The sequence below is a fragment of the Streptomyces sp. NPDC037083 genome (genome assembly GCF_055606485.1).
Genome location: NZ_JBVJSQ010000009.1, coordinates 184,659 through 199,499 on the forward strand (window position 1 = coordinate 184,659; position 14,841 = coordinate 199,499).

Genomic DNA, 14,841 nt, shown 5'->3' on the forward strand with positions numbered 1-14,841 from the left:
GGATTCCATGAGCGCCATCTCCGTCGGCCAAGCCGTCGTCCTCGGAGCCGTCGAGGGAGTGACCGAGTTCCTCCCCGTCTCCTCCACCGGCCATCTGAAGATCACCGAAGGCCTGATGGGCATCCCGGTCGACGACGACGCCGTCGTCGGCTTCTCCGCCGTCATCCAGGTCGGGGCGATCGCCGCGGTGCTCGTGTACTTCCGCAAGGACATCGTGCGGATCGTGTCGGCCTGGTTCCGTGGCCTGCGCAACCGGGAGGAGCGCCACCACCACGACTACAGGTTCGCCTGGTGGGTGATCTACGCGACGATCCCGATCGTCGTCGTGGGTCTGGCTGCCAAGCCGCTCATCGAGGGGCCGCTGGCCTCGCTGTGGGTGGTCGCCGGCTCGCTGATCGCCGGCAGCGGTGTGATGTGGGCGGCCGACCAGATGGGCCGGCACAAGCGGGGTGAGGACGACACCTCGTTCAAGGACGCGATGCTGGTCGGCAGCTCCCAGATCCTGGCCCTGCTCTTTCCCGGCTTCTCCCGCTCCGGCGCCACCATGTCCACCGCGCTCATCCTCGACCTGGACCGGGTCGCCGCCACCCGGCTGTCGTTCTTCCTCGGCATCCCCGCCCTGACCGGCGCCGGCCTGTACGAGCTGAAGGACGCCCTGGGCACCGGCGCGGGCGCGGCGCCCCTGGCCGTCGGCACGATCGTGTCCTTCGCGGTCGCCTACGCGTCCATCGCCTGGCTGCTGAAGTTCGTCGCCAAGCACTCGTTCAACGCGTTCGTCGTCTACCGCATCGTCGTCGGACTCGCGCTGTTCGGACTGCTGGCGGGCGGAGTCCTCGACAGCTGACCGGTGGGACCCCTCGGCGGGCGGGAAGGCGGCATTCAGCCGTCCCGTCCGCTGAATTTTTATTTTCGGTCATCTTGACAGGGGCCTCGGGCCACCCGGAGTATCACTCCCGTGAACCTGTCAGACAGCCAGACAGGTGGTCGGGCCCCGCGGCGCGTCAGCGCCATGGAAGCGGTTCTCACCCACCTCCGCGGCGCCATCGAGCGCGGCGAGTACCCCATCGGCGACAAGCTCCCCTCCGAGGCGGAGCTCTGCCGCACCCTCGAGGTCTCCCGGCCCGTCCTGCGGGAGGCCCTGCGCGCGCTGCAGACGATGGGGCTGACCGTCGCCAAGACGGGCAAGGGCACCTTCGTGATCGCGAACACCGTCGAGGACCCCACCTTCGGCGACTACGCGGCCAGCGACCTGCTGGAGGTGCGCCGCCACGTGGAGATCCCGGTCGCCGGGTACGCGGCCCTGCGCCGCACCCCGGAGAACCTGGACCACCTCGCCCACCTGCTCGACCGCATGGAGCGGGAGACGGACACCACCGCATGGGTCGCGATGGACACCCTCTTCCACCTGGCCGTCGCCGAAGCCGCCCAGAACCCGGTCTTCCGCCGGGTCATCGAGGAGATCCGGGACGCACTGGCGCGTCAGTCGGCCTTCCTCAACGAGCTGGGCGGCCGGCGCGAACAGTCCAACCGCGAGCACCGGGCGATCGTCGAGGCCCTGATCGACGGTTCCGAGCCCGACGCGGTGGAGGCCATGAGCCACCACCTCGACCGCGTCGAGACCACCCTCACCGACATCGTCCGCGCTCCGCGCGCGGACTCTCCCCTGGAAGGCGGACCCGAGGCGTGAGCGAACAGCACCTCAAAGACGAGACGCGCCCCTCGACCCGTCACGTCGACGCCGGAGACGCGGGCTACAGCAAGTCGCTGAAGTCCCGGCACGTCAACATGATCGCCATCGGCGGAGCCATCGGCACCGGCCTCTTCCTCGGCGCCGGCGGCCGGCTCGCCGACGCCGGCCCCTCCCTCTTCATCGCCTACGCGGTGTGCGGGATCTTCGCCTTCCTGGTCGTGCGCGCCCTCGGCGAACTCGTCCTGTACCGCCCGTCCTCCGGCGCCTTCGTGTCCTACGCCCGCGAGTTCATGGGCGAGAAGGGCGCGTACACGGCCGGCTGGATGTACTTCCTGAACTGGGCCACCACCGGCATCGCCGACATCACCGCGGTGGCCACCTACACCCACTACTGGGGCATGTTCTCCGACATACCCCAGTGGGTGATCGCGCTCATCGCCCTGGCCGTGGTCCTCACCGTGAACCTGATCTCGGTGAAGATCTTCGGCGAACTGGAGTTCTGGTTCGCCATCGTGAAGGTCAGCGCGCTGGTGATCTTCATGTGCATCGGCATCTTCCTGCTGGTCACCCAGCACCCGGTGGACGGCGCCACCCCCGGCCCGTCCCTGATCACCGACAACGGCGGCGTCTTCCCCAACGGCCTGCTGCCCATGCTGCTGATCATCCAGGGCGTCGTCTTCGCCTACGCCTCCGTCGAGCTGGTCGGGGTCGCCGCCGGCGAGACCGAGAACCCCGAGAAGATCATGCCGAAGGCGATCAACTCGATCATGTGGCGCGTGGGCCTGTTCTATGTCGGCTCGGTGGTCCTGCTGTCGATGCTGCTGCCCTGGAACAAGTACACGTCCGGCGAGAGCCCCTTCGTGACGGTCCTGTCCAACATCGGCATCCCGGCGGCGGGCGGTGTGATGAACCTGGTCGTGCTCACCGCGGCCATGTCCTCGCTCAACTCCGGCCTGTACTCCACCGGCCGCATCCTGCGCTCCATGGCGATGTCCGGCTCCGCCCCGAAGTTCACCTCGGTCATGAGCCGCAGCCAGGTCCCGTACGGCGGCATTCTGCTCACCAGCGGTATCTGTGTACTCGGCGTCGGTCTGAACTTCGTCGTCCCGGCGGACGCCTTCGAGATCGTCCTGAACTTCGCGGCGATCGGCATCCTCTCCACCTGGGGCATGATCATGATCTGTCACCTCCTCTTCTGGCAGAAGACCCAGAAGGGCGAGCTGACCCGCCCGGGCTACCGACTGCCGGGCTCCCCCTGGACCGAACTCGTGACGCTGTTCTTCCTCGCGTCGGTCCTGGTCCTCATGTACGCCGACGGCGGCGCCGGACGCACCACCGTGCTGTGCCTGCCGCTGATCGTCGCCGCGCTCGTGGCCGGCTGGTACGCCGTCCGCCGCAACCACGCGCGCACATCGTCCAAGGCCGACGCGTGACCCCGGCGCCGGCCCACCCCCACCCCCAAGCGATCCAGGCAGTGATGTACAGCAGTTCCCTCGCCGACGCCCCCACGATCCGCGAACCCCTCCACGCGCCCGTCGCCCATCTCGTCCGCGGCGGGGTGACCGAAGGCGTCCACTACGGCTCCGTCGTCGTCCTCGGCGCGGACGGTGGGGTCGAGCTCCAGCTCGGCGACATCGAGGCCGCCTTCTACCCCCGCTCGGCGCTCAAGCCGGTCCAGGCCGTCGCCATGGTCCGGGCCGGGCTGCCGCTCGACGGCGAGCTGCTCTCGCTCGCCGCCGCCAGCCACTCCGGCGAGGAACGCCACCTCGCCGGAACCCGGCGGATCCTCGAGCTGGGCGGACTGGAGGAGGACGACCTGCGCAACGTCGAGGACATGCCGTACGACCCGGCGGTCCGCGACGCGTGGACACGCGAGGGCCGCGGGCCCTCCCGCCTGGCCCAGAACTGCTCCGGCAAGCACGCGGCCATGCTGTACACCTGCCGGCTCAACGGCTGGTCCCTCGACGGCTACCTCGACCCGGAGCACCCGCTCCAGCAGGCGATCGCCGAGATCGTCGAGGACCTCACCGGACAGCGGATCGCCCGGGTCACGGTCGACGGGTGCGGCGCCCCGCTCTTCTCCGTCTCCCTGCACGGCCTCGCCCGGGCCGCCGCCCGCGTCACCACGGCGGCGCCCGGCACCCCGGAGGCCCGCGTCGCCGACGCCATGCGCGACCACGCCGAGATGGCCTCCGGCTCCGGCCGGGACGTGGCCGCCCTGATGCGGGCCGTCCCGGGCCTGCTGGCCAAGGACGGCTTCGAGGGCGTCGGGGTCGCCGCCCTCCCGGACGGCCGGTCCGTCGCCGTCAAGATCTCCGACGGCGCGAACCGGGCCCGGGTGCCGGTCACCGCGGCCGCCCTCGCCCGGGCCGGCGTCGACCCCGCCCTGCTCACCGAGTTCGCGGGCGAGCCGCTCCTCGGGGGCGGCCAACCGGTCGGCTGCGTCCGCCCGGTACGCGCGCTGGACCCGGTCACCGTACGGGCCTGCGCCTGACGGCTCCGGTGGCCACCGAGTGTGCGCGGTGGCCATCGGCGGAGCGCCGGCGCCGGCCGGCCGGCCCGTGAACCGCGGACCCGGCCGGGCCCGTGCCCGCCGGCCCCCGAACCGCCGGTCCGGTCACCACCGGGCCGGTGCCCGACCGGCCCGGGCGGACGACACCCCGTACCGCCCGGGCCGGCACCCCTTCCACCCGCCTCACCCCTCACCCGCACCTCACCCGCAGAAAGAGGCCGCACCCTCATGACCGCCGCCGTCACCCGCAGCGAACACGACCTGCTCGGAGACCGGGACGTTCCCGCCGACGCGTACTGGGGCGTCCACACCCTGCGCGCCACGGAGAACTTCCCCATCACGGGGATGCCGATCTCGGCCTATCCGCACCTCATAGACGCCCTCGCGGCCGTCAAGGAGGCCGCCGCCCTCGCCAACGAGGAACTCGGTCTGCTGGCCCCGGAGAAGGCGGCCGCCATCGTCGCCGCCTGCCGGGAGATCCGCGCCGGGAAGCTGCACGAGCAGTTCGTCGTCGACGTCGTCCAGGGCGGCGCGGGCACCTCGACCAACATGAACGCCAACGAGGTCGTCGCCAACCGGGCGCTGGAGCTGCTCGGTCACGCCAAGGGCGAGTACCGGTACCTGCACCCCAACGAGGACGTCAACCTGGGGCAGTCGACCAACGACGTCTACCCGACCGCCGTCAAGGTGGCGACGGTCTTCGCGGTGCGCGGACTGCTCAAGGCGATGTCCGTGCTGCAGGACGCGTTCGCCCGCAAGGCCGTCGAGTTCCGCACGGTCCTCAAGATGGGCCGGACGCAGTTGCAGGACGCTGTGCCCATGACGCTCGGGCAGGAGTTCTCCGCCTACGCCGTCATGATCGACGAGGACCGCAGCCGACTGGCCGAGGCCGTCGAACTGATCCATGAGATCAACCTGGGCGCCACGGCCATCGGCACGGGACTCAACGCGCCCGCCGGGTACGCCGAGTCGGCCCGCCGCCACCTCGCCGAGATCACCGGCCTGCCCCTGGTGACCGCCGCGAACCTCGTCGAGGCCACCCAGGACTGCGGCGCGTTCGTCCAGATGTCCGGTGTCCTCAAGCGCATCGCCGTCAAGCTCTCCAAGAGCTGCAACGACCTGCGCCTGCTGTCCTCCGGGCCACGCGCCGGTCTCGGCGAGATCAACCTGCCGCCGGTGCAGGCCGGTTCGTCCATCATGCCCGGCAAGGTCAACCCGGTGATCCCCGAGGTCGTCAACCAGGTCGCCTTCGAGGTGATCGGCAACGACGTCACCATCACCATGGCCGCCGAGGCCGGACAGCTCCAGCTCAACGCCTTCGAACCGATCATCCTGCACTCCCTGTCGGAGTCCATCACCCATCTGCGGGCCGCCTGTCTCACGCTCGCCGAACGCTGTGTGGACGGCATCACCGCCAACACCGAGGCGCTGCGCGCGAGCGTCGAGAACTCCATCGGTCTGGTCACCGCCCTCAACCCGTACATCGGCTACACGGCCGCCACCGACATCGCCAAGGAGGCCCTCGTCACCGGCCGCGGCGTCGCCGAACTCGTCTTGGAGAAGGGGCTGTTGCCCGCCGAGCGGCTGGCCGACCTGCTGCGCCCCGAGGTCGTGGCAGGAAGCGGCCAGGCCCTGGTGTGATCCGGCACTGACCATCCCCGACCCGCGGTGAACGCGCCAGGACCGGCGCGGAGGCACAATAGTGATCATGACAATGACGTCGTCCCGCGCCTTCCAGCCGGTCCTGGAGCGCATCGCCGAGGAGATCGAGCGCACCCCCGGCCGCGGCCGGCCCGCCGACTACATCCCGGCGCTCGCCGCCTGCGACCCGCGCCGGTTCGGCATGGCCGTCGCGGAACCGGACGGCACGGTGTACGGCGTGGGGGACTGGCGGGAGCCGTTCTCCACGCAGTCCATCACCAAGGTCTTCACCCTCGCCCTCGATCTGGCCCGTGAGGGTGACGAACTCTGGGAGCACGTGGGCCGCGAACCCTCGGGCAACCCCTTCAACTCCCTGGTGCAGCTGGAGTACGAGCAGGGCATCCCGCGCAACCCCTTCATCAACGCGGGGGCGCTGGTCGTCACCGACCGCCTGCTGACCCGCACCGGAGACGCGACGGGCGAACTCCTCGGCTTCCTGCGCGCCGAGAGCGGCAACCCCGCCCTCGGCTTCGACGCGGAGATCGCCGCGTCCGAGTCCGCGCACGGCGACCGCAATGCCGCCCTCGCCCACTTCATGGCGTCCTACGGCAACATCGACAACGACGTGCCGGTCCTGCTCGACCAGTACTTCCGCCAGTGCTCCCTGACCGCGTCCTGCGCCGATCTCGCCCTGGCGACCGGTTTCCTCGCCCGGCACGGCATCCGCGCCGACGGCACCCGGCTGCTCACCCGCAGCCAGGCCAAGCAGGTCAACGCGGTGATGCTGACCTGCGGCACCTACGACGCGGCCGGCGAGTTCGCCTACCGGGTGGGCCTGCCCGGCAAGAGCGGCGTGGGCGGCGGGATCATCGCCGTCGTGCCCGGCCGCTGCACCCTGTGCGTGTGGAGTCCGGGCCTGGACGAACACGGCAACTCGGTGGCGGGAGTGGCCGCCCTGGACCGCTTCACCACCCTGACCGGGGTCTCGGTGTTCTGAGCCCCCGGCCGGCCACGCGGCGAAGGCTCCGCCTTCGAGCACACGAGCCGGTCACGTACAGGCTGCCGGGCGGAGGGCGGGACGTCGCTCCTCGGCCACCGGGCGACGACACGATGACGGAGTGTCGGCCAAGGCTTTCCCCATCGATCTCCGTCGCTGCCAGGTGCTGGGCCTGGCCGGCACGGCCTGTCTCGCGCTCGGCGGTGAGACGGCCGGCGCCCTGCCCGCCCGGGAGCTCCTCGCCCCGTCCTCGGCGCACGCCGTGCTCGGTCTGGTCGGCGTGTACTTCGGACTGGTGCTGCTGACGGCGGCCTGGATCCTGCTGGGCCGCCTGGTGCGCGGCGGGGATCCGCCCACGCCGCGCGCCCTCGTGCTGGTCCTCGCCGTGTGGGCGGCGCCGCTGCTGATCGCGCCGCCGCTGTTCAGCCGGGACGTGTACAGCTACCTGGCCCAGGGCGCCATGGTCGACGCGCATGTCGACGTGTACGCGCACGGCCCGGCCCGGCTCGGCGGCCCGCTCGCCGAGGAGGTCGCCCCGCTGTGGCGGCACACCGCGGCCCCCTACGGCCCGGTCTTCCTCGCGGTGGCCGCCGCCCTGTCCGCCCTGACCCGGGGCGCGCTCTCGGCGGGGCTGTTCGGGATGCGGTGCGTCGCGTTGTTCGGGCTGGCGCTGATGACGGCCGCCCTGCCCCGGCTCGCCCGGCACTGCGGTGCCGATCCGGCCGCCGCGCTCTGGCTCGGCGCCCTCAACCCGCTGGTGCTGCTGCACCTGGTGGGCGGCGCCCACAACGACGCGATCATGCTGGGGCTGCTCGGCGTCGGCCTGGTCGCCACGCTCGGCCGCCGTCCGGTGCTGGGGGCCGTCCTCGTCACCCTCGCCGCCCTGGTCAAGGCGCCGGCCGCGCTGGGGCTCGTCGCGATCGTGGTCCTGCAACTGCGCGCGGGCCGGCGTCCGGTGCGGGCCCTGCTGACGACCGGCGGCGCGTCCGCCGTCACGACCGTGGCGGCGACCGCCGTCGCGGGCACCGGCTACGGCTGGATAGCGGCCCTGGACACTCCGGTCTCCGCGCACAACTGGGCGCTCACCAGCCTGCTCGGCCGTGCCACCCGCGCCCTCCTCGAGGGCCTCGGCAGCGACCTGGCGCCCCTGGCCGTCCCGGTCTGGCACGGCCTGGGGCTCGCGGCCACCGCCGTCGTCCTGGTGGCCGTCTGGTGGCGGCTGCGCCGGTACCCGGTCTACGCACTCGGGCTGAGCCTCGCCACCGTGGCCGCGTTCGGGCCGGCGATCCGCCCCTGGTACGCGCTGTGGGGCCTGTTCCTGATCGCCGCCGCGGCGCCCGACACGCTGATACGGCACCGCACGGCGGCCGTGGCCGGGGTGCTCGCACTGGCGGTGCTGCCCGACGGCGGCCCCGCCGACACGGGCCGCCTGGTCCTTGCCGTCTGCGGCGGCGCGCTCGCCGTGGTCGTCCTGTGGCAGGCCCGCCTCGCGGCACAGGTGCCCACCGTTGCGGGGCGCCCGGCATGAGGACGAAGGACGTGCGGGCCGCGCGGCTCCCGCGCACCGACCGCGGCCGCGCCCTGCTGGTACTCGTCGTGGCCGTCGCCGTCACGGTGTTCACGGCGACGGTCCCGCTGCTGCGCGACTGGTTCGACCTGCGTGTCTACTACGGCACGGTCAACAGCTGGATCCACGGCGGCGGCCGGATCTACGACTACCGGGTGCCGGGCACGCCGTACGGCTTCACGTACCCGCCGTTCGCGGCCGTCGTCATGCTGCCGATGGCGCTGGTCGGTCTGCGCACCGCGATCGTGGCCGCGCTGCTGCTCAACCTGGCGGCGCTGGCGGTCGTCGTCCGGGTGCTGCTCGGGCCGCGCCGGCGGCGGCACGGCTGGTACGGCGCCGGTCTCACGGCCTGCGCGCTGGCGCTGTTCGAACCGCTGCGCGACACCTTCAGCTTCGGTCAGGTCAACCTCCTGCTGCTGGCCCTCGTCCTGGCCGACGCCCGGCTGTCGGCGTCCGGCGACCGGTCCCGGTGGGCCCGATGGGCGGGGACCGGCATCGGCCTGGCGGCGGCGGTCAAGCTCACGCCCGCGCTCTTCATCGGCCTGCTGCTGGTCACCGGGCGGCGGCGGGCGGCAGCCGTGGCCACCGCGGTGGCGGCCGCCGCCACGGGGCTCGCCGCCCTGGTCGCCCCGGACGCCTCACGCTTCTACTGGACGCGGGCCCTGTGGGACACGACCCGGGTGGGCCGGCTCGACTACGTCTCGAACCAGTCGCTCCAGGGCGTGCTGGCCCGGCTGGGCGTGGAGAGCCGGGCCGTCTGGGCGGTGCTGGCCGTACTGGTGCTGTGCGGCTGGGCGTGGCGCGCCCGGCGGGCGGCGACCTCGGGCGACTGGCACGGGGCCTTCGCCCTCACCGGTCTCACCTCGTGCCTGGTCAGTCCCGTCACCTGGGTCCACCACCTGGTCTGGCTGCTGCCGTCCTTCGCCGTGCTGATCCACGAGGGGCGCACCCGCGTCGCGGGCGCCCTGTACGCGGTCCTGTGCACCAGCGTGGTGTGGCTGTGGTTCGACGACGCGTCCGGCGTCGGCGGCTTCCTCGGCGCCAACACCTACACCTGGATCACCCTCGGTCTGCTGGTGTGGCTGCCCGTCGGTCACCTTCCCGGGCGTCTGCGTCCCCAGAACCGCAGCACCAGCGCCACGGCGGCCCCGCCCAGTGCGGCGACGCCGGCGATGAGCGCCGCTTCGGACCAGCGGGGAGCGGCCTCGACGGCGCCGCTGCGGACCGCGGCGGCCCCGGCCGCCCCGGCGGGCGCCGTGGGCGCCGTCGCGGACCGCGTCGTCGACCCGGGGGCGGGTGCGGAGAGCGTCGTCGACCCGGGGGCGGGTGCGGAGAGCGTCGTCGACCCGGGGGCGGGTGCGGACCGCGTCGTCCCCGGTGCCGGCCGGGGGCGGGGATCCGGTCGCGGGCGGGCCCGCAGCGCGTCCAGCGAGCCCACCGGTTCGACCCGTCCGGCGGCTGCGAAGCCCCAGTCCAGCAGGTTCCGCGCCTCCTCGTAGACGGCGAAGCCGCCGCCCGCCCGAGGGTTCATCACCGTCACGACGAGGGTGCGCCCGCCCTGACGGGCCGCGGCGACCAGGGTGTTGCCGGCGTTGCTGGTGTAGCCGTTCTTGATCCCGATCAGTCCCGGGTACGGCTCGACTCCGTTCGCGCCGGTCAGCAGCCGGTTGGTGTTCGCGATGGCGTAGGGCCGGTCGCCGTCGCCCGGGAACATCGCGTGGGCGGTCGCGCAGTACTGCGCGAAGTCCGGGTCGCGCAGCCCCGCCCGGCCGAACACCGCCAGGTCGTAGGCGGAGGACACCTGGCCGGGGGCGTCGTACCCGTCGGGCGAGAGCACGTTCGTGTCCAGGGCGCCCAGGGACTGTGCCTTGGCCTGCATCCGGGCGGCCGTGGCGTCCCAGCCGCCGCCGAGCGACGCCAGAACGTGCACGGCGTCGTTGCCGGAGTTGAGGAACACGCCTCGCCACAGGTCGGCGACCTGGTACGTGCGTCCCTCGGCGACCCCGACCAGGCTGCTCCCCGGCCCGATGCCCATGAGTTCCTCCTCGCTCACCCGGTGGTGGAGCCCGGCGGGCAGCACCGGAAGCAGGGTGAGGGCGAAGAGGGTCTTCAGCGTGCTGGCGGGGGGCAGTCTGCGGTGGGCGTTCGCCGCGGCGAGCACCTCGCCGGTGTCCGCGTCGGCCACCAGCCACGACCGCGCGGAGACGTCCGGGACCTCGGGGGCGCCGCGGTGCGCCCTGACGTGTGTGCCGGAGCGGTACAGCAGGGAAGGCCGAGGGACCGTCCCGTGCGGTCCGGCCGTCACCCGTGGCCCGCCGGTGGCGCCCGGTCCGCCGGGCGTTCCCGGGCCCGCGTCGGCCGGAGCGGCGGCCACGGCGGGCCCGAGGGCGAGGAGGCCGGCCGCACAGAGGGCGCAGGCCGTCGTGGCAGCCCGGGAAGAGAATCCGATCGTCATATGATCAACGTAGGAATGATCCGGGTCTTCCCCGGGCTGCCCGTGCCGGACGGGCGCATGCGAGCACCCGGATGCCGCACGCCGAGCCGTTCAGCCGGTGATCTGGCCGCCGTCCGGCCGGTGATTCGCCTGCGATCCGCTCGTCGCCCGAGCTTGCGGTCCGCCCGTGCTCCGGTCCGGTCCGCGGTCGGCCCGTCGCCTGCCCCGCGGTCCGCCAGTTGTCCGGTCCGCCAGTTGTCCGGTCTGCGGTCTGCGGTCTGCGGTCGGCCTGTCGGCCGGTCCGCGTCCGCCCGTCGGCTAGCCCGCGGGCAGCGTCGGCTGGATGCGGCGCAGGAAGGCCGCGTTGTCAGGGGTCTCGCGCATCCGCTGCAGGAGCGTCTCCAGGTTCGCCTGGCCGTCCCGGGTCTGCAGGGCCCGGCGCAGACCGCGCACGGCGGTCAACTCGGCCGGGGAGTGGAGGAGTTCCTCGCGGCGGGTGCCGGAGCCGTTGATGTCGACGGCCGGGAAGACGCGCCGGGAGGCGGGTTCGCGGTCGAGGCGGAGCTCCATGTTGCCGGTGCCCTTCAGTTCCTCGAAGAAGTACTCGTCGGCGCGGGAGCCCGTCTCGACCAGGGCGGTGGCGAGGATGGTGAGCGAACCGTGCTCCTCGACCGCGCGCGCGGCGCCGAAGAACCGCTTGGGTCCGATCAGCGCGCTCGCGTCGACGCCGCCGCTCAGGGTGCGGCCCCCGGCGGCGGCCGCGTTGTTGTGGGCCCGGCACAGCCGGGTCAGCGAGTCGAGGAGGATCACGACGTCCTCGCCCGCCTCGACGAGCCGTTTGGCCCGCTCGACGACGAGTTCGGCGAGGGCGATGTGCTGCGCCGGCGTCCGGTCGAACGTCGAGGCGTACACCTCGCCGCGCACGGAGCGGCGCATGTCGGTGACCTCCTCGGGCCGCTCGTCGAGCAGGACGACCATCAGCCGCGCCTGGGGGTGGTTGCCGGCCACGGCGGCGGCGATCTGCTGGAGCAGCACGGTCTTGCCCGTCTTGGGCGGGGCGACGATCAGCCCGCGCTGTCCCTTGCCGACGGGTGCGACGAGGTCGGCGACCCGACCGGCGAGGCCTGCCGCAGGGTGTTCGAGCCGGAGCCGCTCGTGCGGGTGCACGGGAGTGAGGTCGCGGAAGTGACGGCGGTCGTGCAGTCCGGCGGGGGCGCGGCCGTTGACGCGGGCGACCTCGGTCAGTGTGCGCTGGGCTCCGCGCACGCCTTCGACGAGGTCGCCCCTGCGCAGGCCGTGACGGCGGATCAGCGCGGCCGGCACCTGCAGGTCGGCGGGGGTGGCCAGGCAGTCCGTGGGGCGCAGGCGCCCCTTCCCGCTCGCGTCGACGTCGAGGACGCCGACGGCGATCCGGGCCGGAGCCTGCTGCACTGGGGGGTGTTCGAGAGTGGTGGTCATGGGGTTCGGTCCTTTCACGGACGGAAGGCATGAGACATGCGAGGAAGGGGGGTTGAGGCCGCGAAGGGAGGGCGCAGGGCGCGCCTCGGGCGGCGGGAACGGCACCGCGACCGCGGCGGAATGGAGCCGTCGGCGAGGTGGTGCGGGAAAGCCGCTGCACCGGCCGGAAGCGGCGGGTGACACGGCGAACTGAGAAGAGATCGGCACCGGCGCCCGGAACGGGGCGTACACAAGTGCTGTCCGCAATGTAGCACACGGGTCGGTCGTGACGGCTTCAACGCGCCCGTCGCGCCACTTGTTCCCGGGATCGGGCGGGCGGGAGCGAGGCAAACGCGGGCGGGAGCGCGGGCGGGAGCGTGGGCGAAGCGGGCGGGAGACGGGGAGACGGGGGAGGGCAGGGGCATTCACCCATGCCTCCAGGGGCGCGTCGGAATTCCGGCCTCTTCGAGGTGTGGCGCAGATGTCCCCAGAGAGTAACGATCCGTGACGGCAGCGGACTTGACCGCCCATTCTGCATTATCTTCACGTCATGTCCACGCCGCCTCAGCCTCCGCAGCAGCCGGAGCAGCCGTCCGAGGCGCCGGCCCAGCCGAGCGCGTACCCCTATCCGAATCCGCAGTCGCCGGCCCCCGGCGGGCCGATGGGTTTCCCCCCGGCGGCGCAACCCACCCAGGCCGGCCAGCAGAGCGTCTATGCCCAGCCGACCCTGGTCGGGCAGCCCGTTCACCCCCAGCAGGGCAATCCGTACGCCCAGCCGGGCCCTTACCCCGTCGTCGGCCCGCCGCCCTCGGGGGGCGGCGGCGCCGGACGGGCGGTCCTGTGGGCCGCGGTCGGCGCGGTGGTGGCGTCGGCCGCGTGGGCGGCCGGAGTCTTCCTGATCGGCGGCGCGGCCGACGCGGACCTGCGCGGCTACACCGCCCCGTCGAACCTGTGCAACTCCACCGACTACTCGTCCTTCAAGGAGGAGTACACGGACAGCGACAGCGCCCCGACCCATCGCGGTCTCGAGGACGACGCCCTGGACGAGGGGCTGTGCAACGTCAGCCTGAAGAAGTCCGGTTCCAGCTACACGGACGCCTACCTCTACGTCCAGCTGGACCTGCACAAGAAGACCGACCCCGGGCCGGAGTTCACCGCCACCTGGAAGAACTACGCCGACAGCCACTCGGGTTACGACGTGCAGTCCGTCACCGGCATCGGCGACGAGGCCTATCTCGTCAGCGACGACACCACGTCCGGCTCGTCGAGCGGTTCGCTCTACGCCACGCTCGCCGTACGGGACGGCTGGGTCACCTACACGATGAGCTACAGCGCCTACTACTCCTCGTACGACACCGACACCGATCCGCCGACGCTCAGCGAGGTCTCGGACTGGCTGAAGACGGACACCCGGGCCACCCTGGGCGACCTCAGGGGCTGACGGCCCGCCGGGCGTCCGGGAGTTGCGGGACACGGCGGCCGAAGCGCCGCCCCGCCCTCACCGTGGCCCGGCGTCAGGAGGCGGAGGCCGACCGGGCCTCCGCCTCCTTCGCGATCTCGTCGAACCGGGCGCCCATCGCCGCGGCGAGAGCCTGCGCGCCCGACAACGGGCGCACCATGACCGTCAGTTCGTCGATGAGCCCGTCCTCGTCGAGGTGGATGAAGTCACAGCCGGTCAGTTGCCGTTCGCCCACCCGCGCCGTGAACACCAGGGCGTGGTCGCGGCCGCCGCCCCCGTCGAGCTCCCGCTCGTACCGGAAGTCCTCGAAGACGCGCGAGACGGCGCGCAGGATGGACGCGGTGATCGCCTTGCCCGGGTACGGCTTGAACACGACCGGGCTGGTGAACACCACGTCGTCGGCCAGCAGCGCCTCGACGGCGTCGAGATCGCCGGCCTCGACCGCCTCACGGAACGCGCGCATCGAATCACCTCATCGCAGACAGTAAATTTGTTGAGTAGGTGCGGATGACAATAATCACCTGCTGTTACGGTGTCCATATGTCGCTCAAGTACGCCGTCCTGGCCGCCCTGCTGGAGGGCGAGGCCTCGGGCTACGAATTGTCGAAGGTGTTCGACGTCTCCCTCGCGAACTTCTGGCCCGCGACTCCGCAACAGCTCTACCGCGAACTGGAGCGTCTCGCGCAGGACGGACTGATCGAGGCACGGGTGGTGCAGCAGGAACGCCGTCCGAACAAGAGGATGTTCACCCTCACCGAGGCCGGCCGGCGGGATCTAGGCGCTTTCGCGGCGACCCCGCCCCGCAGGCCCACCGCCGTCCGCGACGAACTCCTGGTCAAGATCCAGGCGATGGACTCCGGCGACCCCGGGGCGGCCCGCGAGTTGATCGAGGAGCGGATGGCCTGGACGCGCGGCAAGCTCGACCGCTACGAGCGCCTGCGCGACCGCATCCTCGACGGGCGCACCGAGGACGAGTTCCTGGCCGGGGCCGACCGGATCGGCCCCTATCTGACCCTGCTGGGCGGCATCGGCTTCGAGGAGTCGAACCTGCGCTGGTGCGAGCGAGCCCTGCTGCTCCTGCGGCGGCGCACGGCCGTAGGCTGA

The 14,841-nt window shown here is 72.4% G+C and carries 12 protein-coding genes and 1 pseudogene; 10 read left to right on the forward strand and 3 right to left on the reverse strand.

Annotated elements, in window-relative coordinates; translation table 11 throughout:
* The first annotated feature begins 7 nt into the window (after nucleotides 1-7).
* The 8 genes from ACZ7DE_RS24410 to ACZ7DE_RS24445 all read left to right on the forward strand — a co-directional run bounded on the left by ACZ7DE_RS24410 (nucleotide 8) and on the right by ACZ7DE_RS24445 (nucleotide 9,906).
* On the forward strand, nucleotides 8-844 hold the full coding sequence (locus ACZ7DE_RS24410) for an undecaprenyl-diphosphate phosphatase (protein ID WP_470764567.1): 837 nt from the start codon (nucleotides 8-10) through the stop codon (nucleotides 842-844).
* Between the two features lie 165 nt (nucleotides 845-1,009).
* Nucleotides 1,010-1,687 carry a FadR/GntR family transcriptional regulator gene (locus tag ACZ7DE_RS24415; RefSeq protein WP_470764569.1) on the forward strand — a complete coding sequence of 226 codons (678 nt, stop codon included), beginning with the start codon at nucleotides 1,010-1,012 and terminating at the stop codon, nucleotides 1,685-1,687.
* A complete protein-coding gene (locus tag ACZ7DE_RS24420; RefSeq protein WP_470764571.1) occupies nucleotides 1,684-3,123 on the forward strand; it encodes an amino acid permease in 1,440 nt (479 codons plus the stop codon). The genes ACZ7DE_RS24415 and ACZ7DE_RS24420 overlap by 4 nt, the downstream gene beginning before the upstream one ends.
* A 44-nt stretch (nucleotides 3,124-3,167) precedes the next feature.
* Nucleotides 3,168-4,184: an asparaginase gene (locus tag ACZ7DE_RS24425; protein WP_470764573.1), complete on the forward strand. Its 1,017-nt coding sequence runs from the start codon at nucleotides 3,168-3,170 to the stop codon at nucleotides 4,182-4,184.
* A gap of 246 nt (nucleotides 4,185-4,430) precedes the next feature.
* Nucleotides 4,431-5,843, forward strand: a complete 1,413-nt coding sequence (gene aspA, locus ACZ7DE_RS24430; RefSeq protein ID WP_470764574.1) for an aspartate ammonia-lyase — start codon at nucleotides 4,431-4,433, stop codon at nucleotides 5,841-5,843.
* A gap of 67 nt (nucleotides 5,844-5,910) precedes the next feature.
* Nucleotides 5,911-6,840, forward strand: a complete 930-nt coding sequence (locus ACZ7DE_RS24435) for a glutaminase (protein WP_470764575.1) — start codon at nucleotides 5,911-5,913, stop codon at nucleotides 6,838-6,840.
* 121 nt (nucleotides 6,841-6,961) lie between these two features.
* Nucleotides 6,962-8,368, forward strand: a complete 1,407-nt coding sequence (gene mptB / locus ACZ7DE_RS24440; RefSeq protein WP_470764576.1) for a polyprenol phosphomannose-dependent alpha 1,6 mannosyltransferase MptB — start codon at nucleotides 6,962-6,964, stop codon at nucleotides 8,366-8,368.
* The gene (locus ACZ7DE_RS24445; RefSeq protein WP_470764578.1) at nucleotides 8,365-9,906 is read left to right on the forward strand and encodes a glycosyltransferase 87 family protein; all 1,542 of its coding nucleotides are present in this window, start codon (nucleotides 8,365-8,367) and stop codon (nucleotides 9,904-9,906) included. Before mptB ends, ACZ7DE_RS24445 begins: the two co-directional genes overlap by 4 nt.
* A gap of 35 nt (nucleotides 9,907-9,941) precedes the next feature.
* On the opposite strand, the pseudogene ACZ7DE_RS24450 reads toward ACZ7DE_RS24445, so the two are convergent.
* Together ACZ7DE_RS24450 and rho are read right to left on the reverse strand one after the other, a co-directional pair.
* Nucleotides 9,942-10,862, reverse strand: a pseudogene (locus tag ACZ7DE_RS24450) (D-alanyl-D-alanine carboxypeptidase family protein); the annotation flags it as partial.
* 297 nt (nucleotides 10,863-11,159) lie between these two features.
* Nucleotides 11,160-12,299: a transcription termination factor Rho gene (rho, locus tag ACZ7DE_RS24455; RefSeq protein ID WP_470764580.1), complete on the reverse strand. Its 1,140-nt coding sequence runs from the start codon at nucleotides 12,297-12,299 to the stop codon at nucleotides 11,160-11,162.
* A 529-nt stretch (nucleotides 12,300-12,828) separates the two neighbouring features.
* Here rho and ACZ7DE_RS24460 point away from each other — a divergent pair.
* Entirely contained in the window at nucleotides 12,829-13,719 is an 891-nt protein-coding gene (locus tag ACZ7DE_RS24460; RefSeq protein ID WP_470764581.1) for a hypothetical protein, read from the forward strand.
* Nucleotides 13,720-13,792: 73 nt separating this feature from the next.
* On the opposite strand, the gene ACZ7DE_RS24465 is transcribed toward ACZ7DE_RS24460, so the two are convergent.
* Nucleotides 13,793-14,200, reverse strand: coding sequence for a nuclear transport factor 2 family protein (locus ACZ7DE_RS24465; protein WP_470764583.1), 408 nt, complete (start codon nucleotides 14,198-14,200; stop codon nucleotides 13,793-13,795).
* Nucleotides 14,201-14,277: 77 nt separating this feature from the next.
* Here ACZ7DE_RS24465 and ACZ7DE_RS24470 point away from each other — a divergent pair, with 77 nt between their 5' ends.
* Complete coding sequence (locus ACZ7DE_RS24470; RefSeq protein WP_470764585.1) at nucleotides 14,278-14,841, forward strand: PadR family transcriptional regulator; 564 nt, start codon at nucleotides 14,278-14,280, stop codon at nucleotides 14,839-14,841.

What these genes read in the sequence shown, in the direction of transcription:
- ACZ7DE_RS24410 (WP_470764567.1), top strand. Translation starts at nt 8, where the DNA reads ATGAGCGCCATCTCCGTCGGCCAAGCCGTCGTCCTCGGAGCCGTCGAG.
- ACZ7DE_RS24415 (WP_470764569.1), top strand. Translation starts at nt 1,010, where the DNA reads ATGGAAGCGGTTCTCACCCACCTCCGCGGCGCCATCGAGCGCGGCGAG.
- ACZ7DE_RS24425 (WP_470764573.1), top strand. Translation starts at nt 3,168, where the DNA reads ATGTACAGCAGTTCCCTCGCCGACGCCCCCACGATCCGCGAACCCCTC.
- aspA (WP_470764574.1), top strand. Translation starts at nt 4,431, where the DNA reads ATGACCGCCGCCGTCACCCGCAGCGAACACGACCTGCTCGGAGACCGG.
- ACZ7DE_RS24435 (WP_470764575.1), top strand. Translation starts at nt 5,911, where the DNA reads ATGACAATGACGTCGTCCCGCGCCTTCCAGCCGGTCCTGGAGCGCATC.
- ACZ7DE_RS24445 (WP_470764578.1), top strand. Translation starts at nt 8,365, where the DNA reads ATGAGGACGAAGGACGTGCGGGCCGCGCGGCTCCCGCGCACCGACCGC.
- rho (WP_470764580.1), bottom strand. Translation starts at nt 12,299, where the DNA reads ATGACCACCACTCTCGAACACCCCCCAGTGCAGCAGGCTCCGGCCCGG.
- ACZ7DE_RS24460 (WP_470764581.1), top strand. Translation starts at nt 12,829, where the DNA reads ATGTCCACGCCGCCTCAGCCTCCGCAGCAGCCGGAGCAGCCGTCCGAG.
- ACZ7DE_RS24465 (WP_470764583.1), bottom strand. Translation starts at nt 14,200, where the DNA reads ATGCGCGCGTTCCGTGAGGCGGTCGAGGCCGGCGATCTCGACGCCGTC.
- ACZ7DE_RS24470 (WP_470764585.1), top strand. Translation starts at nt 14,278, where the DNA reads ATGTCGCTCAAGTACGCCGTCCTGGCCGCCCTGCTGGAGGGCGAGGCC.